At 69.9% G+C, this 20,324-nt stretch carries 23 protein-coding genes; 19 read left to right on the forward strand and 4 right to left on the reverse strand.

Annotation, left to right across the window (positions count from 1 at the left end; all coding sequences use genetic code 11):
- The first annotated feature begins 35 nt into the window (after positions 1–35).
- Complete coding sequence (locus tag G6N19_RS16950; RefSeq protein WP_193465342.1) at positions 36–1,556, forward strand: hypothetical protein; 1,521 nt, start codon at positions 36–38, stop codon at positions 1,554–1,556.
- Here G6N19_RS16950 and G6N19_RS16955 read toward each other — a convergent pair.
- Together G6N19_RS16955 and G6N19_RS16960 are read right to left on the reverse strand one after the other, a co-directional pair.
- On the reverse strand, positions 1,553–2,416 hold the full coding sequence (locus G6N19_RS16955) for an enoyl-CoA hydratase/isomerase family protein (protein ID WP_083040060.1): 864 nt from the start codon (positions 2,414–2,416) through the stop codon (positions 1,553–1,555). The genes G6N19_RS16950 and G6N19_RS16955 overlap by 4 nt on opposite strands.
- Positions 2,413–3,000, reverse strand: a complete 588-nt coding sequence (locus G6N19_RS16960; RefSeq protein WP_083040059.1) for a TetR/AcrR family transcriptional regulator — start codon at positions 2,998–3,000, stop codon at positions 2,413–2,415. Before G6N19_RS16960 ends, G6N19_RS16955 begins: the two co-directional genes overlap by 4 nt.
- 143 nt (positions 3,001–3,143) lie before the next feature.
- Between G6N19_RS16960 and G6N19_RS16965 the strand changes: the two genes are divergently transcribed.
- Genes G6N19_RS16965 through G6N19_RS16975 form a run of 3 tightly spaced genes read left to right on the forward strand, consistent with a single transcriptional unit; the run spans position 3,144 to position 7,244 of the window.
- Positions 3,144–4,562, forward strand: coding sequence for a phytoene desaturase family protein (locus G6N19_RS16965; RefSeq protein WP_193465343.1), 1,419 nt, complete (start codon positions 3,144–3,146; stop codon positions 4,560–4,562).
- 36 nt (positions 4,563–4,598) lie between these two features.
- Complete coding sequence (gene ffh, locus G6N19_RS16970) at positions 4,599–6,176, forward strand: signal recognition particle protein (RefSeq protein ID WP_193465344.1); 1,578 nt, start codon at positions 4,599–4,601, stop codon at positions 6,174–6,176.
- The gene (locus tag G6N19_RS16975; protein ID WP_013829563.1) at positions 6,177–7,244 is read left to right on the forward strand and encodes an amidohydrolase family protein; all 1,068 of its coding nucleotides are present in this window, start codon (positions 6,177–6,179) and stop codon (positions 7,242–7,244) included.
- A gap of 79 nt (positions 7,245–7,323) precedes the next feature.
- Here G6N19_RS16975 and G6N19_RS16980 read toward each other — a convergent pair whose 3' ends face one another.
- Entirely contained in the window at positions 7,324–8,202 is an 879-nt protein-coding gene (locus tag G6N19_RS16980) for a D-alanyl-D-alanine carboxypeptidase family protein (protein WP_013829562.1), read from the reverse strand.
- A gap of 47 nt (positions 8,203–8,249) precedes the next feature.
- Between G6N19_RS16980 and G6N19_RS16985 the strand changes: the two genes are divergently transcribed.
- The 5 genes from G6N19_RS16985 (at position 8,250) to trmD (ending at position 10,829) form a co-directional block, all read left to right on the forward strand.
- Complete coding sequence (locus G6N19_RS16985) at positions 8,250–8,669, forward strand: nuclear transport factor 2 family protein (RefSeq protein ID WP_013829561.1); 420 nt, start codon at positions 8,250–8,252, stop codon at positions 8,667–8,669.
- A 168-nt stretch (positions 8,670–8,837) separates the two neighbouring features.
- Entirely contained in the window at positions 8,838–9,362 is a 525-nt protein-coding gene (gene rpsP / locus G6N19_RS16990; RefSeq protein WP_083040051.1) for a 30S ribosomal protein S16, read from the forward strand.
- Between the two features lie 8 nt (positions 9,363–9,370).
- Positions 9,371–9,613 (forward strand): RNA-binding protein, encoded by a 243-nt coding sequence (locus G6N19_RS16995; protein WP_019736217.1) that lies wholly within the window; start codon positions 9,371–9,373, stop codon positions 9,611–9,613.
- Positions 9,614–9,624: 11 nt separating this feature from the next.
- A complete protein-coding gene (rimM, locus tag G6N19_RS17000; protein ID WP_013829558.1) occupies positions 9,625–10,146 on the forward strand; it encodes a ribosome maturation factor RimM in 522 nt (173 codons plus the stop codon).
- On the forward strand, positions 10,143–10,829 hold the full coding sequence (gene trmD, locus G6N19_RS17005; RefSeq protein WP_013829557.1) for a tRNA (guanosine(37)-N1)-methyltransferase TrmD: 687 nt from the start codon (positions 10,143–10,145) through the stop codon (positions 10,827–10,829). Before rimM ends, trmD begins: the two co-directional genes overlap by 4 nt.
- Here trmD and G6N19_RS17010 read toward each other — a convergent pair.
- Positions 10,826–11,719: a serine hydrolase gene (locus tag G6N19_RS17010; RefSeq protein WP_041319979.1), complete on the reverse strand. Its 894-nt coding sequence runs from the start codon at positions 11,717–11,719 to the stop codon at positions 10,826–10,828. The two genes, trmD and G6N19_RS17010, sit on opposite strands and share 4 nt — an antisense overlap.
- Before the next feature lie 387 nt (positions 11,720–12,106).
- On the opposite strand from G6N19_RS17010, the gene rplS reads away from it, so the two are divergent.
- The 10 genes from rplS to G6N19_RS17060 all read left to right on the forward strand — a co-directional run bounded on the left by rplS (position 12,107) and on the right by G6N19_RS17060 (position 20,308).
- On the forward strand, positions 12,107–12,448 hold the full coding sequence (gene rplS, locus G6N19_RS17015) for a 50S ribosomal protein L19 (protein ID WP_013829555.1): 342 nt from the start codon (positions 12,107–12,109) through the stop codon (positions 12,446–12,448).
- 86 nt (positions 12,449–12,534) lie between these two features.
- Complete coding sequence (gene lepB / locus G6N19_RS17020) at positions 12,535–13,383, forward strand: signal peptidase I (RefSeq protein ID WP_013829554.1); 849 nt, start codon at positions 12,535–12,537, stop codon at positions 13,381–13,383.
- Positions 13,384–13,385: 2 nt separating this feature from the next.
- Positions 13,386–14,090, forward strand: coding sequence for a ribonuclease HII (locus G6N19_RS17025; protein WP_013829553.1), 705 nt, complete (start codon positions 13,386–13,388; stop codon positions 14,088–14,090).
- A gap of 7 nt (positions 14,091–14,097) precedes the next feature.
- Positions 14,098–14,403 carry a DUF2469 domain-containing protein gene (locus tag G6N19_RS17030; RefSeq protein ID WP_012393608.1) on the forward strand — a complete coding sequence of 102 codons (306 nt, stop codon included), beginning with the start codon at positions 14,098–14,100 and terminating at the stop codon, positions 14,401–14,403.
- Positions 14,404–14,451: 48 nt separating this feature from the next.
- Positions 14,452–15,117 (forward strand): GNAT family N-acetyltransferase, encoded by a 666-nt coding sequence (locus G6N19_RS17035; protein WP_193465345.1) that lies wholly within the window; start codon positions 14,452–14,454, stop codon positions 15,115–15,117.
- A 115-nt stretch (positions 15,118–15,232) separates the two neighbouring features.
- The gene (locus G6N19_RS17040; RefSeq protein ID WP_013829549.1) at positions 15,233–15,601 is read left to right on the forward strand and encodes a YraN family protein; all 369 of its coding nucleotides are present in this window, start codon (positions 15,233–15,235) and stop codon (positions 15,599–15,601) included.
- Positions 15,601–17,112, forward strand: coding sequence for a YifB family Mg chelatase-like AAA ATPase (locus tag G6N19_RS17045; protein ID WP_013829548.1), 1,512 nt, complete (start codon positions 15,601–15,603; stop codon positions 17,110–17,112). Before G6N19_RS17040 ends, G6N19_RS17045 begins: the two co-directional genes overlap by 1 nt.
- Entirely contained in the window at positions 17,109–18,245 is a 1,137-nt protein-coding gene (gene dprA, locus G6N19_RS17050) for a DNA-processing protein DprA (RefSeq protein WP_013829547.1), read from the forward strand. Before G6N19_RS17045 ends, dprA begins: the two co-directional genes overlap by 4 nt.
- A gap of 40 nt (positions 18,246–18,285) precedes the next feature.
- Complete coding sequence (locus G6N19_RS17055) at positions 18,286–19,143, forward strand: siderophore-interacting protein (RefSeq protein ID WP_013829546.1); 858 nt, start codon at positions 18,286–18,288, stop codon at positions 19,141–19,143.
- 4 nt (positions 19,144–19,147) lie between these two features.
- Positions 19,148–20,308 (forward strand): alpha-hydroxy-acid oxidizing protein, encoded by a 1,161-nt coding sequence (locus tag G6N19_RS17060; RefSeq protein ID WP_013829545.1) that lies wholly within the window; start codon positions 19,148–19,150, stop codon positions 20,306–20,308.
- Positions 20,309–20,324: the final 16 nt, after the last annotated feature.

A 20,324-nucleotide genomic window follows, 5' to 3' on the forward strand; every position in this document is an offset into this window, starting at 1 on the left:
TCCGCACGGATTTGTCCCAGAAAGGTCTTCGGAAAATGAACCGTCGTCATGGCCGCGGAATCGGCAAGCGTGGGGTCACCGCAACCGGACGGTTGTGTCGGACGGTGGGTGGCGCCGCAGCGGCCCTGGCCCTTGCGCTGACACCGGTGGCGACCGCGCCCTCGGCGCAGGCGGATTTCGACTTCCTGGACCCCGGTAGCTGGTTCGATCCGTCGGTGTTCGATCCGGTCGACGTCGGCATGGCCAGCGCCGATCCGATCGACATCGGGCCGGCCGACTTCGACATGTTCTCGCCGGGTGACTGGACCGAGCTCTACCACGAGAGCTTCTATTTGCCGCTGCACAGTGCGATTCAGGTCTGGATGCACGACGCGGGCAACCAACTCACGATCGATCTGATCAACACCCCGTGGGTCCTGATGTTCGGCCGGAACCTGATCGGTGACGGCATAGATGGGTTCACCGGCATCAACACCTCGCTGTTCGGCTGGCTCGGGCTGGGCGACCTCGGCGACGGCGGATTCCTGTTCGGTGACGGCGGCACCGGTGTGGCGGGGGTGGCCGGGATCAACGACGGTATGGGCGGTGTGGGTGGCGACGCCGGAATGTTCGGTAACGGCGGCGCGGGCGGTCAGGGTGCGGCCGCCTTCCTCGGCGCCAACGGCACTGTCATCGAGGCCGGCGACGGTGGTCAAGGTGGCTCTGGTGGCTGGTGGCTCGGCGACGGCGGTGTCGGCGGCCGGGGCGGCACCGGCTTCTACGACACCTTCGACGGCAACGGGTTGGTGACGCACGACGGTGGCAACGGCGGCGAGGGCGGTGACGCGCTGGCCGCCTGGGGCTTCGGCGGGGCCGGTGGCGTCGGTGGGTCCGGTTGGGCCGGGGTCAACAACACCGTGATAACGGCGTTGAACGGCGGCAACGGCGGTAACGGCGGAGTCGGTGGGAGCGCCGGGTGGTTCCTGGGCAATAGCGGCGACGGCGGTGCCGGCGGTTCGGGCGGCACCGGTGCGGCAGGTGCCACCGGGACCGCGTCCCAGCCCAACGGCGGCCACGGCGGCGACGGCGGTGACGGCGGGCAGGCCGGGCGGGCGGGCGCCAGCAACGCCTGGATCGGCGTGGCCGGTCAGTCCGGGGATGACGGCGACGGTGGCGCAGGCGGCGCGGGCGGTGCCGGTCTGAACAATCCGATGGGCACCGGGGGCCTCGGCGGCAACGGTGGCTCGGGCGGGGCCGGCGGCATCGGCTCGACTGGTGGGAACGGTGGTGCCGGCGGAGTCGGCGGGGCCGGCGGCAGCGGGCGGTTCGGCGCCGACGGCGGAAACGGTGGAAGCGGCGGGGCAGCGGCCGACCAGGTGGACAGCTCCGGTGGGCGAGGCGGTGCCGGCGGGGCCGGCGGAAACGGTTCGGTCGGCACCGGCGGTGACGGCGGTGACGGCGGCAGCGGCGGCTCCACCGGCGGTGCGCCCGGCGCCCCGGGCCTCCCCGGTGAGCCCAACGACGGCGGGACCGGTGGCGCCGGCGGCGCGGGCGGCGCGGGCGGCACGCTGAACTAGTCGGGTCGCCGCGGCGGGTCTCGGTGCCCGGCCAACATGGTGCGCACGTTGTCGGCGAACGCGGCGGTGCTGAAACAGACCGGTTCGGCGAACTCCTCGAGCGCCATCGCCTCGTGCCAGCTGGCATCGGCCGCCGCGCGCAGCAGCGGTTTGGCCATCGCTGTGGCGTGGGCGGGCATTGCCGCCACCCGTGAGCACCAGTCGTCGGCCGCGGTCAGCAACTGATCGTGAGCGACGACCTCGTGCACCAAACCCAGCCGTTGCGCAGTGTGAGCGTCAATGGGCTCGCCACGCAGGTAGTAGGCCAACGCGCCCTGGTAGCCGAGCCGGCGGGTCAGCGCCCAACTGGTCCCCACCTCCGGCAGCAACCCGAGCCGACCGAACGCGGGCACGATCACCGCCCGGTCGCCGGCGATGGCCAGATCGCAGGTCAGCGCCCACGCCAGGCCGACACCCGCGGCGGCGCCATTGAGCGCGGCGATGAAGATCGTGTCCGAGGTGGCGATGAGCCGGGCGACACCACCGAATTCACGGCGAATCCAGCGCCATACGTCGGCGACTCCCTCCGGGGCCGGATCAGCTCGCCGTTCGGTGATGGCGGACATCATCTTCAGGTCGCCCCCGGCGCTGAAGCCGGGATCCGCGCCTGTCACCACCACGGCGCGTACCTGCGGGTCGTCGTCGAGTGTGGTCAGCGCGCGCCGCAACTGTCGCACCAGCGGCGCGGACAGCACGTTGAGCCGGTCGGGCTCGTGCAGCGTCACCACCGCCCGGTCGCCGCGGTGTTCGACGCGGACCCGCTCGGGCGCCTCCGGATCATCTCCTTCAGCGACCAAACGTTGGTACAGCGATTCGGTCATCCTTCCTCCTCACACTCAGTGCCCTTGGCGCGTAACGCTGCCCACGCCGCATCGGCGAAGGTTTTGATGGCACCGCGCGGCATCTTCGCGGCTCCGCCGGCGAGCCAGTAACGGCTGAACTCCTGGGCCGGCCCGAACCACAATGCGGCCGTGATCGGCGTCTGGATGGGCCGTAGTGCGCCGTAGCCCTGATGTGGGCGCCACCAATCGTGAACAGCGGTGAAGAACAGCGCATTGGACTGCCGCAGCGACGGGCTGTCGAGTCGATCGCCCAACAACAGCGCCGCTTCGCCGCGATGCGCCGCCACCCATCGCAGGTGGTGGTCGACGCCCCCGCGAATGCCGCCCTCGGCGGTCGCGTGCCCGCGCAGCATGGTGACGAAACCGTCCTGGTACTCCGTCATCACCTGGGCGTACACCGCAGCCGCCAGCGCGGCCTTATCGGCGAAGTGGTGATACATCGCGCCGACGCTGACACCGGCCTCCCGCCGGACTTCCTCCAGCGTGGCGGCCAGTGTCCCGGTTGCGGCGAACCGCCGCCGCGCCGCCGCCAGCAGCTTGCCCCGCGCATCCGACGCCGTCACGAGAAATATTCTAGTTAAACCGAGGAATCCTCGGAAGTCCTCGACGGCCGTCGTTCCTGTTCTCCGGCGCACGCCGCTGGGTACGCTCCGGAGACCATGTCCGCACCCTGGTTGGCCACCGTGATGAAGTCGGCGGCCTCGGCGTGAGCACGGCAGTAGTGGTGGGCGGCGGACCCAACGGACTGGCCGCCGCCGTCACCCTGGCGCAGCACGGCGTAGCGGTCACCGTCGTGGAAGCCGCCGACGAGATCGGCGGGGGCACCCGCAGCGGCGAGGCGATTATGCCGGGCCTGCTGCACGACCATTGTTCGGCGATCCACCCGATGGCGGTCGGATCCCCGTTTCTGTCCGGGTTGGACGCGGCCCGATACGGCTTGGAGTGGCGCTGGCCGCAGATCGACTGCGCGCATCCGCTCGACGACGGCAGCGCCGGAGTGCTGTACCGCTCGGTCGAGCAGACCGCGGCCGGCCTGGGCCGAGACGGCGGCCGCTGGCGACGTCTGTTCGACGGTCCGGTCGCCCGGTTCGATGCGCTCAACGAGGACATCATGGGCCCGCTGCTGCGGCTGCCGCACCACCCGCTGACCCTGGCCCGCTTCGGTGCCCCCACGGCACTGCCCGCCTCGGCGCTGGCCCGCTGGTTTCGTACCCCGCAGGCGCGGGCGTTGTTCATCGGTGTTGCCGCGCACGCGTTTCGGCCGCTGCACTACCCGATGACCTCGGCGATCGGGCTGGGCATCCTCACCGCGGGCCACCGGCACGGCTGGGCCGTGGCCGCGGGGGGATCGCAGGCGATCGCCGATGCGATGGCCGCCGCGCTGACCGACCTGGGCGGCATCATCGAAACCGGGGTTCCGGTCGAGTCGGCATCGCAACTGCCGCCCGCCGACGTGACGCTGTTCGATCTGGCCCCCGAGGCGGTGGCCCACATCCTCGGCGATCGGTTGCCAGGGCGGGTGGCTCGCGCCTACCGGCGGTTCCGGCGGGGTCCCGGTGCCTTCAAAGTCGATTTCGCCGTCGAGGGCGGGGTGCCCTGGACCAACGCCGATGCCCGGCTGGCCGGCACCGTGCACCTGGTCGGCACGCACCGCGAGCTGGCCGCCACCGAACGCGACGTCCACGCCGGACGCATGCCCGAGCGGCCGTTCGTGCTGGTCGGTCAGCAGTACCTGGCCGACCCGCAACGATCTGTCGGCAATGTGCACCCGGTGTGGACCTACGCCCACGTGCCCAACGGCTACAGCGGGGACGCCACCGCGGCGATCATCGCCCAGATCGAGCGGTTCGCCCCGGGTTTCCGTGACCGCGTCGTCGGTCAGGCCGTGCGCAGCACCAGCGAGATGGCGGTCTACAACCCGAATTTCGCCGGCGGCGACATCATGACCGGCGCAAAAGACGTTCGCCAGTTGGCCTTTGGCCCGCGCGTCACACTCTCGCCGTACAGCACCGGAATACCCGGCACCTATATCTGCTCGGCGGCGACTCCACCGGGGCCAGGCGCGCACGGCATGTGCGGCGCCAACGCGGCGCGCCTGGCCCTGCGCCACCTGCAGCAGGAGTGACAGAAGGACTCAAGCCCGGCCAGCTAGGCTGGCTGCGTGTTCGAATCACTGTCCGACCGGTTGACCGGTGCTCTTCAGGGGCTGCGCAGCAAGGGTCGTCTCACCGACGCCGACATCGACGCCACCGCCCGGGAGATCCGGCTGGCACTGCTGGAAGCCGACGTATCGCTGCCGGTGGTGCGGGAGTTCATCGGCCGGATCAAGGACCGGGCCAAGGGCGCGGAGGTCTCCGGTGCCCTCAACCCGGCCCAGCAGGTCGTCAAGATCGTCAACGAGGAGCTCATCGGCATCCTCGGCGGGCAGACCCGCACGCTCACCTTCGCCAAGACCCCGCCGACGGTCATCATGCTGGCCGGTCTGCAGGGTGCGGGTAAGACCACCCTGGCCGGCAAGCTGGCGACCTGGTTGCGGGGCCAGGGCCACACCCCGCTGCTGGTGGCCTGCGATCTGCAGCGTCCGGGGGCGGTCAACCAGCTGCAGGTAGTCGGCGAACGCGCCGGGGTCGCCGTGTTCGCGCCGCATCCCGGTACCTCCGCCCATGCGCACGAGGCACAGATCGGCCCGGGTGACCCGGTCTCCGTCGCCGCCGCGGGCCTGGCCGAAGCCAAGGCCAAGCACTTCGACGTCGTCGTCGTCGACACCGCCGGTCGCCTCGGCATCGACGAGGAGATGATGGCCCAGGCCGCCGCCATCCGCGATGCCGTGCAGCCCGACGAAGTGCTGTTCGTGCTGGACGCGATGATCGGCCAGGACGCCGTCACCACCGCCGACGCCTTCCGCGAGGGTGTCGGTTTCACCGGTGTGGTGCTGACCAAGCTCGACGGTGACGCCCGGGGTGGTGCGGCGCTGTCGGTGCGTGAAGTCACCGGCGCGCCGATCCTGTTCGCTTCCACCGGGGAGAAGCTGGAGGACTTCGACGTCTTCCACCCTGACCGGATGGCCAGCCGCATTCTGGGCATGGGCGACGTGCTGAGCCTGATCGAGCAGGCCGAGCAGGTCTTCGACGCCCAGAAGGCCGAGGAGGCCGCCGCCAAGATCGGGACCGGCGAGCTCACCTTGGAGGACTTCCTCGAGCAGATGCTGGCGATCCGCAAGATGGGCCCGATCGGCAACCTGCTGGGCATGCTGCCGGGCGCGGGCCAGATGAAGGACGCGCTGGCCGCCGTCGACGACAGCCAACTGGACCGGCTGCAGGCGATCATCCGCGGCATGACCCCCGCCGAGCGCGCCGACCCGAAGATCATCAACGCCTCCCGGCGACTGCGCATCGCCAACGGCTCCGGCGTGAGCGTCTCGGAGGTCAACCAGCTCGTCGACCGGTTCTTCGAGGCCCGCAAGATGATGTCATCGATGATGGGCGGCATGGGCCTGCCCGGGCTGGGGCGCAAGAGCGCCACCCGTAAAGCGAAGGGCAGCAAGAACAAAGCCGGCAAGAAGGGCAAGAGGCGGGGCCCGACCCCACCGAAGGCGCCGGGTCTTTTCGGTCCCGGCGGGCCCGGTGGCATGCCGGCCGGGTTCCCCGACCTGTCGCAACTGCCCGAGGGGCTCAACGAGTTGCCGCCCGGACTGGCCGATTTCGACCTTTCCAAGCTCAACTTCCCGGGGCAGAAGTAATTGGTCCACCACGTTCGCGGCCGCGGGCTGCCCGATGAACAACCGGTCGAGTACTGGATCGTCGATGGCCGCGTCAGCCTCGAGCCGATCGACGGGGCCGAAACCGTGTTCTCCGACGGTTGGATCATTCCCGGCCTGGTCGATGCGCACTGTCACCTGGGTATCGGAACCGGTGGACCGGTCGGGCTCGACGAGGCGATCGACTACGCCGAGACCGAGCGCCGCGCCGGGGTGCTGCTGCTGCGTGATCCCGGGGTTCCGATCGACACCCGCAGCCTCGACGACCGCGACGACCTGCCGCGCATCATCCGTGCCGGGCGGCACCTGGCGAAATCCAAGCGCTACATCCCCGGCCTGGCAATCGATGTGGACGATGAGGCCGGGCTGCCTGAGGCGGTGGCCGAGCAGGCCCGCGCCGGCGATGGCTGGGTGAAACTGATCGGGGACTGGATCGACCGGTCGGTGGGGGATCTGGCGCCGCTGTGGTCCGACGACGTGCTCGCCGAGGCGATCGCGGCCGCGCACACCCACGGCGCCCGGGTCACCGCCCACGTGTTCGGTGAGGACGCGCTGCCCGGCCTGATCAACGCCGGCATCGACTGCATCGAGCACGGCACCGGCATCACCGACGACATCATCACGTTGATGCTGGCCCACGGCACCGCCCTGGTGCCCACCCTGATCAACATCGACAATTTCCCCGGCATCGCCGATTCAGCGGCCAAGTACCCGACCTACGCGGCGCACATGCGCGCGCTGCACGCCTCCTCCCGCAAGCGGCTCAGCGCCGCCCGGGAAGCCGGAATCCCGATTTACGCCGGCAGCGATGCGGGCGGCATGATCGCCCACGGCCGCATCAGCGACGAGGTGAACGCCCTGACCGGGATCGGGTTGAGCCCCACCGAGGCGCTGGGGTCGGCCTGCTGGGACGCCCGGCGCTGGCTGGGTGCGCCGCTACTGGAGCATGGCGCCCCAGCCGACCTGCTGTGCTTCGCCCGGGACCCGCGCACCGGTCCGGAGGTGCTGGGCAGCCCGGACTTGGTGATGCTCGGCGGCCGGGTGTATTAAGCGTGGCACTACGGTGCGCGACCGGGGGTTGAAAGCCGGGAGACCCGCCATGCGGATCTGCCGCAATACTCCGACGGGTTCAGAGGCTGCCGACGCCCGACATCGGGCCCTGCGCGAAGCCCCAATCCAGCAGCGCGCCGGCTTGATCCCAGTAGGTCGGGCCGCCTTCGCGGATCAGCCCGTACATCATCGCCACCACCAGCCGTCGGCCGTCGCGGGCGGCCGCGCCGACGTAGGTCTTGCGGGCGGCGTCGGTGAATCCGGTCTTGCCTCCGAACGCCCCGGGATAGCGGGTCAGCAATTCGTTCATGTTGACGATCGGGCGCTCGCCGGACTCGGTGGGGAACATCGCCGCGTGCTGCGCGGTGATCTCGGCGAACACCGGGTTGGCCATCGCCGCCCGGAAGATGACCGCCAGGTCGTGCGGAGTGGTCGCGCCGGAACCGCCGGGGCCGTCCAGCCCGGACGGCGTGGTGGCGTGGGTGGCGGCGGCTCCGACCGCGGCGGCCTTGGCGTTCATCTTCGCCACCGCCGCCTCCGGCCCGCCGAGCATGTCCGCGAGTGCGTTGGCGGCGTCGTTGCCCGATACCAGCAGCAGGCCTTCGAGGAGCTGACGCGCGGTGTAGCTGCGCCCGGGTTTGATGCCCAGGCAGTTGCACTCGACTGCGGTGTCGGCCGGGGTGGCGACCACGGTGTCGTCGAGGTTCAGCTCGTCGAGGGCCACCAGCGCGAGCAGCACCTTGATCGTGCTGGCCGGCGGGGTGGCGGCGTAGCCGTTCTGCTCGGCGAGCACCTCCCCGGAGTCCAGGTCGGCGATCAGCCAGTTCGGCGCCGGGCCGGCCGGAATCGGTGCGGAGCCCAGCGGCTGGGCGACATCGGCGGAGGCGGGCGCCGCGGTGGTCGCGAGCAGGGCCAGCACGGTCGCGGCCATGGCCCAGCAGGCCAGAATTTTCCGCATGGCCGGTTACCTTACCGCCCGCCATCGCAGCAGTGTTGAATCGAGGAATGCTGAGCCAGGCCGAAATATCGGACCGGTGGCAGATCCAGCAGCTGCTGGTCGACTACTCCACCGCCATCGACACCCGCAACTTCGATGACCTCGACGCGGTATTCACCGACGACGCCTACATCGACTACCGCGCGATGGGCGGGATCGACGGGAACTACCCGCAGGTGAAGGCCTGGCTGGCGGAGGTGTTGCCGAATTTCGCCGGCTACGCACACATGTTGGGGCTGCCGTCGATCCGGGTCGACGGTGACACGGCCACCGCGCGCACCTTCTGCTTCAACCCGATGGTCTTCGGCGGCGAAACACCGGCCACCATGCTGCTGGGGTTGTGGTACCACGACGAGTTCATCCGCAGCCCCGACGGTTGGCGGATGACCCGCCGGGTCGAGACCAAGTGCTTCGAGAAGCTGCCCTGAGGCGATTTCTGCTGACCGGGCCGGTTCTGGCACAATGGGCGGCTGTCCGGCGCGCGACTGTGCCCCGAGAGGGGCGTGCGGTCACGCGGCGCACACGCGAGGCAAAACCGGATGGGGGCAAGTCCGCCCCCGTCGCTGAATTGCAGCGTGCTACCAAGGAGTTATCTCATGGCTGTCAAGATCAAGCTCACCCGGCTCGGCAAGATCCGCAATCCGCAGTACCGCATCTCGGTCGCCGACGCGCGGACTCGCCGGGACGGCCGTTCCATCGAGGTCATCGGCCGCTACCACCCCAAGGAAGAGCCGAGCCTGATCGAGATCGACTCGGAGCGTGCCCAGTACTGGCTGTCGGTCGGCGCTCAGCCCACCGAGCCGGTGCTCAAGCTGCTGAAGATCACCGGTGACTGGCAGAAGTTCAAGGGGCTGCCCGGCGCCGAGGGCAAGCTGAAGGTCAAGCCGGCTAAGCCGTCCAAGCTGGAGCTGTTCAACGCCGCGCTGGCCGAGGCCGAGGGCGGCCCGACCACCGAGGCGACCACCGCCAAGAAGAAGAAGGCTCCCAAAGCGGCAGAGGGCAAGAAGGCCAAGGACGACGCCGGCGAGGCCAAGGACGACGCCAAGGCCGAGACCCCGGCGGAGGACACCACTGCCGAGGCCGCCGCTGCTGAGGCCGCCGAGCCGGCCACCGAGAGCTGAGCGCGACGATGAGTGCAGTGGTGGCTGATGCCGTCGAGCACTTGGTGCGTGGCATCGTCGACAACCCCGACGACGTTCGGGTGGACATGGTGACCAACCGGCGCGGCCGAACCGTCGAGGTTCACGTTCACCCCGACGACCTGGGCAAGGTGATCGGTCGCGGCGGTCGCACCGCCACTGCGTTGCGCACCCTCGTCGCCGGTATCGGCGGACGCGGCATCCGCGTGGACGTGGTCGACACCGACCGATAGCCGACCGGCTCATGGAGCTGACGGTCGGCCGCGTCGTCAAGGCCCACGGCATCACCGGCGAGGTCGTGGTCGATGTCCGTACCGACGACCCGGACGAGCGATTCACTCCCGGCGCCGTGCTGTGCGCCAGGAAGCGTGGTGAGCAGCCGCGCGATGTGGTGGTCGACGCGGTGCGCCCGCACGGCTCGCGGCTGCTGGTGCGGCTGGCCGGGGTGTCGGACCGCGATGCGGCCGACGCGCTGCGGGGCAGCCTGCTGGTGATCGACTCGGCGGATCTGCCGCCGATCGATGAGGACGACACCTACTACGACCATCAGCTCGAAGGTCTGCGGGTGCGTACCGAGGCGGGAGAAGATATCGGCACGGTGACCGAGGTGCTGCACACCGGGGCCGGAGAGCTGCTGGCGGTCCGCCGCACCGACGGCGCAGAGCTGTTGGTGCCGTTCGTCTCGGCGATCGTCACCTCGGTGTCGCTGGCCGAGCAGCTGGTGTGGATCGATCCGCCCGACGGGCTGCTGGAGCTGTCGTCGTGAGGGTCGACGTCGTCACGATCTTCCCGGCCTACCTGGACCCGATCCGGCAATCGTTGCCGGGCAAGGCGATCGAGTCCGGAATGGTCGAGTTGGCCGTTCACGATCTGCGGCGCTGGACCCACGATGTGCACCGTTCGGTCGACGACACCCCGTATGGCGGGGGGCCGGGGATGGTGATGAAGGCCCCGGTCTGGGGAGATGCGCTCGACGAGATCTGTTCGGAGCAAACGGTTCTCGTCATACCGACGCCGGCCGGGACACTGTTCGACCAGGCCACCGCGCAGCGGTGGAGCCGGGAACAGCATCTGGTGTTCGCCTGCGGGCGCTACGAGGGCATCGACCAGCGGGTCGTCGACGACGCCGCTCGGCGGATGCGGGTCGAAGAGGTCTCGATCGGCGACTATGTGCTGGCCGGCGGCGAGTCGGCGGTGCTGGTGATGCTCGAGGCGGTGCTGCGGCTGATGCCCGGCGTGTTGGGGAATCCCGCTTCGCAGCATGATGATTCGCATTCGCCGGATCGCGATGGACTCTTGGAGGGGCCCAGCTACACCCGGCCGCCGGACTGGCGTGGCCTGCAGGTGCCCGAGGTGCTGCTCTCGGGCGATCACGCGCGCATCGAGGCCTGGCGGCATGAGGCCGCGCTGCAGCGCACCAGGGAACGCCGGCCCGACCTGCTCGACTAGATCCGGCCGCCGGGGAAGATGGTCTTGACGGCCTGGGTGATGGTGTCCCGCGCCGTGGCGTCGTCGCTGGGCTGCAGCGACTCGATCACCACCACGTAGCGCCGGTCCGCGCCGACCACGCCGGTTGACAGGTGCATCCAGTTATTGCCGATGCAGCACATCCAGCCCTGCTTGACCGCCACCGGTTCGTTGTACAGGCCCTCGGGGATCCCGAACCGTTGCGGATAGCCGTCGATGCCGGTCGGGGTGGACTGTGCCAGCTCGCTGATGATCATGTTGGCCCGGTCGGCGGGCAGGCCGCCAGATCCGTTGAGCAGCATGTCGTAGTAGCGGGCCAGGTCCGGTGCGGTGCTGATGGTGTTCCACCAGGCGCCGTTGGACGGCGGTCCGGTACCGGCCAGGCCGTAGCGGCCGGCCACCCGGGTGACGATCGCGTTGCCGCCGCGCCGGTTCCAGAACGTCTCGGCGGCGCCGTCGTCGGAGGACCGCAGCATGACGTCGAGGGCGGCCTGATCGTCCGCCGACAACGCGCCGTCCGCGTCGTGGAGCAGATCGTCGGCGATGAACAGCTTGGCCACCGACGCGGTGGCGATGGAGTGGGTGTTGCCGTTGGTGACCAGTTGATGTGAGATCCGGTCCAGCACGGCCACCGAGATGTTGGCACCGGCCTTGGCCGCTTCCTCCGTCGCATCCTGCATGCGGGCCGCCAGGCCGTCGACCACGGCGACCGGCGGGATCGCGGGGGCTCGGGGTGCTTCGATCGCGGTGGCCACCGGTGCCACTTCAGGCGCTCGGTACTGCGGGGGACGTGTCGCGGCGGCGCCGTAGACCTTCTCGTCGCAGCCGAATACCACCGTCGAGATCACCATGACGACAGTCAGCAGAAGCATCGATGGCCGCACGGCGGGTTGGCCTCCTCAACAGGTATCAGTCGGGTAACCGACATCTACGGGCTCGCCACACTGCTGCCATCGGCCCGCCGGATAGATTACCGCGTGCGCAACGAGATCGTGCAGTCCACCTCTCACCAGACTTATCACGCGTCCGGTGGCCCCCGCGGTAACTACCAGCGGCGATTTGCGCGATTTCGCTGGTTGCGCCGCGTCTGGCACAATTGAGCAGTTGTCGCCCGGCAGTTGATTCTGCAGTGGGGCCCGGCGTCCCGGTCACCCACGATGCGACAACAGGCCCGAACCCATCGGCTCGGTTACCGTCTGCACGCGCACCGTGCGCGCAGACCGGTCGGCAGCCGCGACCCGCGAGGAAGTGTTTCCGCAATGAACACGCTGGACATCGTCGACAAGGCGTCGCTGCGCGACGACATCCCGGCCTTCGGCCCCGGCGACACGGTCAACGTGCACGTGAAGGTGATCGAGGGCACCAAGGAGCGCATCCAGGTGTTCAAGGGCGTGGTGCTGCGGCGGCAGGGTGGCGGCATCCGCGAGACGTTCACCGTCCGCAAGGAGAGCTACGGCGTCGGCGTCGAGCGCACCTTCCCGGTGCACTCGCCCAACGTCGACCACATCGACGTCGTGGTCCGCGGTGACGTCCGGCGGGCCAAGCTGTACTACCTGCGTGAACTGCGCGGCAAGAAGGCCAAGATCAAGGAGAAGCGCTGACCCGCGCGTCCGTGCCGGTGCCTCCGGTCGGGCTACCGCCTGCGGTCGGTCTCCGGCACTGCTGACGCGGTCACTACCCTGATCTCGTGACCGAAACCGCGGGCTCGTCACCCGAGAACACTCCCGAGGCCGACCAGCCCGAGGCCGACCACGTCGAGGCCGACGCGGCAGAGGCAGCGGCACCCGACGACCGCAAGCGCACCACGCTGCGCGAATCGGCCGTCCTGGTGGCGACCGCGCTGGTGCTGTACTACCTCGTATTGACGTTCGTGGCGCGTCCCTACCTCATCCCGTCGGAGTCGATGGAGCCGACGCTGCACGGCTGCCACGGCTGCGTCGGCGATCGGATCATGGTCGACAAGGTCACCTACCGGTTCAGCGCCCCGCGCCCGGGCGACGTCGTCGTCTTCAAGGGGCCGCCGTCGTGGAATGTGGGATACAAGTCGATCCGGTCGGACAACACCGCGATCCGCTGGGTGCAGAACGCGCTGTCGTTCATCGGATTCGTCCCGCCGGACGAGAATGATCTGGTCAAGCGGGTCATTGCGGTGGGTGGTCAGACGGTGCAGTGCCGCAACGACACCGGCCTGACCGTCGACGGCAAGGCGCTCGACGAGCCCTACCTGAATCCGGCCACCCTCATGGTCGACCCGATGGTCTACCCCTGCCTGGGCAATGAGTTCGGTCCGGTGACCGTGCCGGACGGCCGACTGTGGGTGATGGGCGACAACCGCACCCACTCGTCGGACTCGCGGTCGCACTGCGACACCGTGGCGGTCCAGCCCGATCTGCGGCACCGGGTTCTGTGCACCGGCGAGGACCTCGACGCGGGCACCGTGCCGGTGAGCAACGTGATCGGCAAGACCCGGTTCATCGCCTGGCCGCCGTCGCGGTGGGGGCCGGTGAAAGCGATCAACCCGCAGCAGGGCCCGTAGCGATGGCCCCGGCCTGGCCGCCGCGCACCGTGATCCGCCGCTCACCGGGATTGCGCACCCTGGAGTCGGCGCTGTACCGCAGTGGGCTGGGGCCGGTGGCCGGCGTCGACGAAGTGGGCCGCGGTGCCTGTGCCGGACCACTGGTGGTGGCCGCATGTGTGCTCGGGCCGGGCAGACCCGCCGCGCTGGCGGCGCTCGACGATTCCAAGAGGCTCACCGCCAACGCCCGCGAGCAGTTGTTCCCGCTGATCCGCCGGCACGCACTGGCCTACCACGTGGTGTTCATCCCGCCGGCCGACGTGGACGCGCGCGGTGTGCACGTGGCCAATATCGAGGGCATGCGGCGCGCGGTGGCCGGGCTGGCCCTGCGGCCCGGTTACGTGCTCTCCGACGGGTTCCGGGTGCCGGGGCTGCCGATGCCGTCGCTGCCGGTGATCGGCGGTGACGGGGCGGCCGCCTGCATCGCCGCGGCGAGCGTGCTGGCCAAGGTCAGCCGCGACCGCTACATGGCGACGCTGGACGATCCCGGCTACGGCTTCGCCGACCACAAGGGGTACTCCACCGCTGCGCACACTGCGGCACTGGCGGCCCTGGGGCCCTGTGGCCAGCACCGCTACTCGTTCATCAACGTGCGCAACGTGGCGGCGCTCGCCGCCGCGACAGGGACAATGGGGACGAACCGAGCAGAAGGACGACTGAGCAGATGAGTGCCCGATGAGTGCGGAAGATCTCGAGAAGTACGAAACCGAGATGGAACTCTCGCTGTACCGCGAATACAAGGACATCGTGGGCCAGTTCAGTTACGTCGTGGAGACCGAGCGGCGGTTCTACCTGGCCAACAGCGTCGAGATGGTGCCGCGCAACGCCGACGGCGAGGTGTATTTCGAGCTGCGGCTGGCCGACGCCTGGGTGTGGGACATGTACCGGCCGGCGCGGTTCGTCAAGCAGGTACGCGTGGTCACCTTCAAAGACGTCAACATCGAAGAGGTTGAGAAACCCGAGCTGCGGCTGCCCGAATAGCATCGCCGGGGTCATGCGGCGGCCCCGGCTTCGGTCTAGGCTGACACCATGACCGCTGTCGATCGTGCCGTCTCCCGCCGGGAGATCACCGATGCCCTGCTCAAAGCCATGGAACGGCGCCATGAGGTGCTCGACGTGATCGTCGACTCGGACGACCGCGCGTCTGCGGTGCAGGCGATCGCGAACCTGCTCGGCACCTCACCGGCGGGCTGCGAAGCGGTGATCGGGATGTCGTTGGATCAGCTGACCAAGGACTCCCGGAACCGGATCGCCGCCGAACTCGACGATCTCAACAACGAGCTGACCTTCACCCTCGGCGACCGCCCGGCCAGCTCCGGGGAGACACTGCTGCTCCGCCCGTTCGCCGGCGAACCGGATCGTGACATTTTCGAGCTGCGGACCACCGACGTCGGCGCCAGCGGCGACGGGTCCGGCGCGCCGGCCGGCGGGCTCGACGACGAGATCCGCTCCGCGCTGTCCCGGGTGGATGATGAGGATGCCGCGTTGTTCGTCGCCATCGACGGTGCGCAGAAGGTCGGCATGGTCTTCGGCGACCTCAACCGCGGCGAGGTGAACGTGCGGATCTGGATCCAGCCCGAACATCGCAAGAAGGGCTACGGCACCGCCGCGCTGCGCCGTGCGCGTACCGAGATGGCCGCGTACTTCCCCGGCGTACCGCTGGTGGTGCGGGCGCCGGGCGCACAATCCGGCTAATCCGCTCTCCGGTGGCTGTGGATGAAGACGCCGCTGGGGATAACTGACCGGGCCGCAGCCGTTTTCGACGCGGCGCGGCTCGACGCTGTCGGTGCGATGACCGAATCTGACCGGCATGACAACCATGACGCGCGCCGAGCTCGGGGCGCTTGGGGAACAGCTGGCCGTTGACCACCTGCTCGGGCAGGGGTGGACGATCCTGGCCCGCAACTGGCGGTGCCGGTACGGCGAACTGGACGTAATAGCTGACGATCCGGCCGCAGGCGCCGTGGTGTTCGTCGAGGTGAAAACCCGCACCGGTGACGGGTTCGGCGGGCTGGCGTATGCGGTACCCCCGGAGAAAGTCCGCCGGGTGCGCCGGCTGGCCGGATTGTGGCTCGCCGGCCAGCAATCGCACTGGGTTGAAGTCCGGGTGGATGTGATCGGGGTCCGGATCGGGCGGTGCCGCACACCGGAGATCACCCACTTGCGGGGAGTGGTCTGATGACGCTGGGGCGGGCGTTCTCGGTCGCGGTCCGCGGCCTCGACGGCCTGATCGTGGAGATCGAGGCCGACATCACCTCGGGGCTGCCCGGCGTGCATCTGGTGGGCCTGCCCGACGCAGCCTTACAGGAGTCGCGGGATCGGGTGCGGGCGGCGATCACCAACAGCGAACAGAACTGGCCGAAATCCCGTCTGACGCTGGCACTGTCGCCGGCGACGCTGCCGAAGATGGGGTCGGTCTACGACCTGGCGCTGGCCGCCGCGGTGCTTTCGGCAGATCGTGGCACGCCCTGGCCCCGGCTGGAGAAGACGGTGCTGCTGGGCGAGCTGGCGCTGGACGGGCGGGTGCGACCGGTGCACGGGGTGCTGCCGGCGGTGCTGGCCGCCAAGAACGAGGGCTGGGCGCGCGCGGTGGTCCCGGTGGACAATCTCGCCGAAGCCAGCCTGGTGGACGGCATCGAGGTCCTCGGGGTGGCGACGCTGCGCCGACTGCACGGCTGGCTGGAGGGCTCGGCACGGCTGCAGGAACGGATCACCACCGTAGCTCCGGTAGCCGAGCCGGCCGCGGACCTGGCCGAGGTGGTCGGCCAGGCCCAAGCCCGGTTCGCTGTCGAGGTGGCTGCGGCTGGATCTCACCATCTGATCCTGACCGGTCCGCCCGGCGTTGGCAAAACCATGTTGGCGCAACGTCTTCCGGGCCTGTTGCCGCCGCTGACCGAAAGTGAATCGCTGGAGGTCACCGCGATCCACTCGGTCGCGGGACTGTTATCCGGTTGCGCGCCGTTGATCACCCGGCCACCGTTCATCGCACCGCACCACAGCTCCAGCGTGGCGGCACTGGTCGGCGGCGGCTCCGGAATGGCCCGGCCGGGCGCGGTGAGCCGCGCGCACCGCGGAGTGCTGTTCCTCGACGAGTGCGCCGAGATCCGGGTCAGCGCCCTGGAAGCGTTACGCACACCGTTGGAGGACGGCGAGATCCGGCTGGCCCGCCGTGACGGGGTGGCCTGCTACCCGGCCCGCTTCCAGCTGGTCATGGCGGCCAACCCCTGCCCGTGTGCACCGGCCGACCCGCGCGACTGCACTTGCAAGTCGATGGAGAAGCGGCGCTACCTCGGCCGGCTGTCCGGGCCGCTGTTGGACCGGGTGGACCTACGGGTGGAGATGCATCCGGTGCGCGCCGGCGCGTTCTCCGCCGCCGACGGCGAATCGACGGCCGCGGTGCGTGCACGGGTGGCAGGCGCGCGTGCCGCGGCGGCGACACGCTGGGGGCCGCACGGCTTTCACACCAACGCCGAGGTCAGCGGCGCGTTGCTACGCCGCAAGTTTCGGCTCTCCGGCGCGGCGATGGCCCCGCTGCGCACCGCGCTGGACCGCGGCCTGCTCTCGATCCGCGGCGCCAACCGCACGTTGCGGGTGGCCTGGACGTTGAGTGACCTGGCGGGCCGGAACTCGCCCGGCCTCGACGAGGTCGCCGCGGCCCTGAGCTTTCGTCAGCCGGGGGCGGCCCGGTGAGCGCCGATGAGGCCACCCTGCGGGCCTGGGCGTATCTGTCCCGAGTCGCCGAACCGCCGCGCCCGGAGCTGGCCGCATTGGTCGCGCGGGCCGGCCCGGTCGAGGCGGCGAAACGCATCCGGTGCGGCGACGTCGAACCGGAACTGGCCAAGTATACCGAGGCTAGGCGCGAGATCGACTCTGCCGCTGAGGATCTGGAGTTAGTGGCACGCCGCGGTGGCCGGCTGGTCACACCTGATGACGACGAATGGCCGCTGCTGGCGTTCGCCGCGTTCGGCGGCGCCGCGGCCGCGCGAAAGCCGGATTGCCGCGCACCGCTGGTGTTGTGGGCGGTGGGTCCGGCGCGTCTGGATGAGATCGCCGAACGCGCCACCGCGATCGTCGGCACCCGGGCCGCGACCGCCTACGGCGAGCTGGTGGCCGCGGACTTGGCCGCCGGGCTGGTCGAACGTGACATGGCGGTGGTCTCCGGCGGCGCCTACGGGATCGACGGTGCGGCTCACCGCGCCACGCTCGCCGCAGACGGCACCACGGTGGCGGTGTTGGCCGGCGGCATAGACATCAGTTATCCGGCAGGCCATTCCGCGCTGCTGCACCGCATCGGCGGCAACGGACTGCTGGTCACCGAGTATCCGCCCGGGGTCCGTCCGGTTCGGCACCGGTTTCTGACCCGCAACCGGTTGGTGGCGGCGCTGGCCGGTGCCACCGTCGTGGTCGAGGCCGGAGTTCGCAGCGGCGCGGCCAACACCGCGGCGTGGGCGCGGCTGCTGGGCCGCCCGGTGGCCGCGGTACCCGGGCCGATCACCAGTGCGGCGTCGGCTGGCTGTCATGTCTTGCTGCGCGCCGGCGCCGAACTGGTCACCCGACCCGACGAGGTGGTCGAATTGGCCGGGCGGGTGGGGGAGCTGGCCGACGTCCCGCCACATCCGGTGACTCCCCTGGACGGACTCAGCGCCGCCGGACGTCAGGTCTACGAAGCCCTGCCGGGCCGCGGTGTGGCGACCGTCGATCAGGTCGCGATCGCATCCGGGCTGGCCCCTGCGCAGGTGTTCGGGCCGTTGGCGATGCTGGAGGTGGCGGGTCTGGTCGAGCGTCGCGACGGCAGTTGGGCAATAGTGCGGCGCAGCCGGTAGCTCGTATAGTCGGCGGGAACAGCCGAAACGGGGAGGCAACGTGGCGGGACGACCGGTTCACACCTTCGCGGTGGTCCGCACCGAACAGCTCTCGGAGCACATGACGCGGGTGGTCTTGGGTGGTACCGGATACGACACGTTCCGCCCGAGCGAATTCACCGACTCCTACGTCAAGGTCGTCTTTGTGCGCTACGACCTCGACGTCGCCGCACTACCGCAGCCGTTGACACTGGACAGTTTCGACGCCCTGCCGGAAGAGGATCGGCCGGTGATCCGCACCCTGACGGTGCGGCGCGCCGATCCGGTCGCCCGCGAGATCACCATCGATGTCTCGGTGCACGGCGATCACGGCGTCGTCGGTCCGTGGGCCACCGCCGCGCAGCCCGGTCAGCCGGTCTATCTGATGGGGCCCAACGGCGCCTATGCGCCCGACCCTGCGGCCGACTGGCACCTGTTGGCCGGTGACGAGAGCGCGCTGCCGGCGATCTCGGCGGCCCTGGAGGCGCTGCCGGCCGACGCGGTCGGCAAGGCTTTCATCGAGGTCGCCGGCCCGGAGGACGAAATGGCACTCGCCGCGCCGTCAGGTGTGCAGCTGAATTGGCTGCACCGCGGTGGCCGCGCCGATCTGGTCGGCCAGGACCGAGCGGGCGACAAGGCCCCGTTGGTCGAGGCTGTCACCACCACGCTATGGCTGCCGGGCCAGGTTCAGGTGTTCATCCACGGCGAGGCCCAGGCCGTCATGCACAACCTGCGGCCCTACATCAGAAAAGAGCGCGGTGTGGCGGCCAAGTGGGCGTCGATCTCGGGCTACTGGCGGCGTGGGCGCACCGAAGAGACGTTCCGGCAGTGGAAGAAAGAGCTCGCACGTAAAGAGGCGGCCGAGGCTGCGGCAGACTAGCGGCATGGCATTCGGCGACTACCAGTTCGAGATCTACCTGCAGGGTCTGGCCGGGGTGGTGCCCGCGCTGCCGATGACCTACAGCGAGTTGGAGGCCAAAGCGGCGGCCGCGCTTTCGCCGTCGGTGTGGTCCTATGTGGCCGGCGGTGCCGGCGACGAACGTACCCAGCGGGCCAATGTCACGGCCTTCGACGGTTGGGGGCTCATCCCGCGGATGTTCGTCGGCGCCACCGAACGTGACCTGTCGATCGAGCTGTTCGGGTTGCGGCTGCCCTCGCCGGTCTTCATGGCCCCCATTGGCGTCATCGGGATCTGCGCCCAAGACGGCCACGGCGACCTGGCGAGCGCCCGGGCCGCGGCAGCCACCGGCGTCCCGCTGATGGTGTCCACCCTCACCGCCGACCCCCTGGAGGACGTCGCCGCCGAGTTCGGTGACACGCCGGGGTTCTTCCAGCTCTACACCCCCAAGAACCGGGAACTGGCCGCCAGCCTGGTGCGCCGTGCGGAGGCGGCCGGCTACCGGGCGATCGTCGTCACGCTGGACACCTGGGTTCCGGGCTGGCGTCCCCGAGACCTGGCGACGTCGAACTTCCCCCAGCTGCGTGGGCACTGCCTGTCCAACTACTTCTCCGACCCCGTGTTCCGGGCCGGGCTGGCCCAGCCGCCCGAGGAGAATCCGCAGGCCGCAGTGCTGTCCTGGGTGCAAACCTTTGGTAATCCGCTGACCTGGGACGACCTGGGCTGGCTGCGGTCGCTGACCGACCTGCCGCTGATCGTCAAGGGGATCTGTCATCCCGACGACGTCCGGCGCGCCAAAGACGGCGGGGTCGACGGCATCTATTGCTCCACCCACGGCGGGCGCCAGGCCAACGGCGGGTTGCCGGCGCTGGACTGCCTGCCCGATGTGGTGGCGGCCGCCGACGGGCTTCCGGTGCTGTTCGACTCGGGCGTCCGTACCGGCGCCGACATCATCAAGGCCCTGGCGCTGGGCGCGACCGCGGTGGGAATCGGCCGGCCATATGCCTACGGGCTGGCGCTGGGCGGAGTCGACGGGATCGTGCACGTCCTGCGTTCGCTGCTGGCCGAAGCCGACCTGATCATGGCGGTCGACGGCTATCCATCACGGCTTGATCTCACCCCGGACACGCTGCGGCGCGTCACCTGAGCCGATGACCGGCCTC

This window comes from Mycobacterium novum (assembly GCF_010726505.1).
Lineage (GTDB): Bacteria > Actinomycetota > Actinomycetes > Mycobacteriales > Mycobacteriaceae > Mycobacterium > Mycobacterium algericum.

Bases quoted from the DNA above. Each gene is read 5' to 3' on its own strand.
- G6N19_RS16950 (WP_193465342.1), top strand. From the start codon at position 36: ATGAACCGTCGTCATGGCCGCGGAATCGGCAAGCGTGGGGTCACCGCA.
- G6N19_RS16955 (WP_083040060.1), bottom strand. From the start codon at position 2,416: ATGACCGAATCGCTGTACCAACGTTTGGTCGCTGAAGGAGATGATCCG.
- G6N19_RS16980 (WP_013829562.1), bottom strand. From the start codon at position 8,202: ATGCGGAAAATTCTGGCCTGCTGGGCCATGGCCGCGACCGTGCTGGCC.
- G6N19_RS16985 (WP_013829561.1), top strand. From the start codon at position 8,250: ATGCTGAGCCAGGCCGAAATATCGGACCGGTGGCAGATCCAGCAGCTG.
- rpsP (WP_083040051.1), top strand. From the start codon at position 8,838: ATGGCTGTCAAGATCAAGCTCACCCGGCTCGGCAAGATCCGCAATCCG.
- G6N19_RS16995 (WP_019736217.1), top strand. From the start codon at position 9,371: ATGAGTGCAGTGGTGGCTGATGCCGTCGAGCACTTGGTGCGTGGCATC.
- rimM (WP_013829558.1), top strand. From the start codon at position 9,625: ATGGAGCTGACGGTCGGCCGCGTCGTCAAGGCCCACGGCATCACCGGC.
- G6N19_RS17010 (WP_041319979.1), bottom strand. From the start codon at position 11,719: ATGCTTCTGCTGACTGTCGTCATGGTGATCTCGACGGTGGTATTCGGC.
- rplS (WP_013829555.1), top strand. From the start codon at position 12,107: ATGAACACGCTGGACATCGTCGACAAGGCGTCGCTGCGCGACGACATC.
- G6N19_RS17025 (WP_013829553.1), top strand. From the start codon at position 13,386: ATGGCCCCGGCCTGGCCGCCGCGCACCGTGATCCGCCGCTCACCGGGA.
- G6N19_RS17030 (WP_012393608.1), top strand. From the start codon at position 14,098: ATGAGTGCGGAAGATCTCGAGAAGTACGAAACCGAGATGGAACTCTCG.
- G6N19_RS17035 (WP_193465345.1), top strand. From the start codon at position 14,452: ATGACCGCTGTCGATCGTGCCGTCTCCCGCCGGGAGATCACCGATGCC.
- G6N19_RS17040 (WP_013829549.1), top strand. From the start codon at position 15,233: ATGACAACCATGACGCGCGCCGAGCTCGGGGCGCTTGGGGAACAGCTG.
- G6N19_RS17045 (WP_013829548.1), top strand. From the start codon at position 15,601: ATGACGCTGGGGCGGGCGTTCTCGGTCGCGGTCCGCGGCCTCGACGGC.
- G6N19_RS17060 (WP_013829545.1), top strand. From the start codon at position 19,148: ATGGCATTCGGCGACTACCAGTTCGAGATCTACCTGCAGGGTCTGGCC.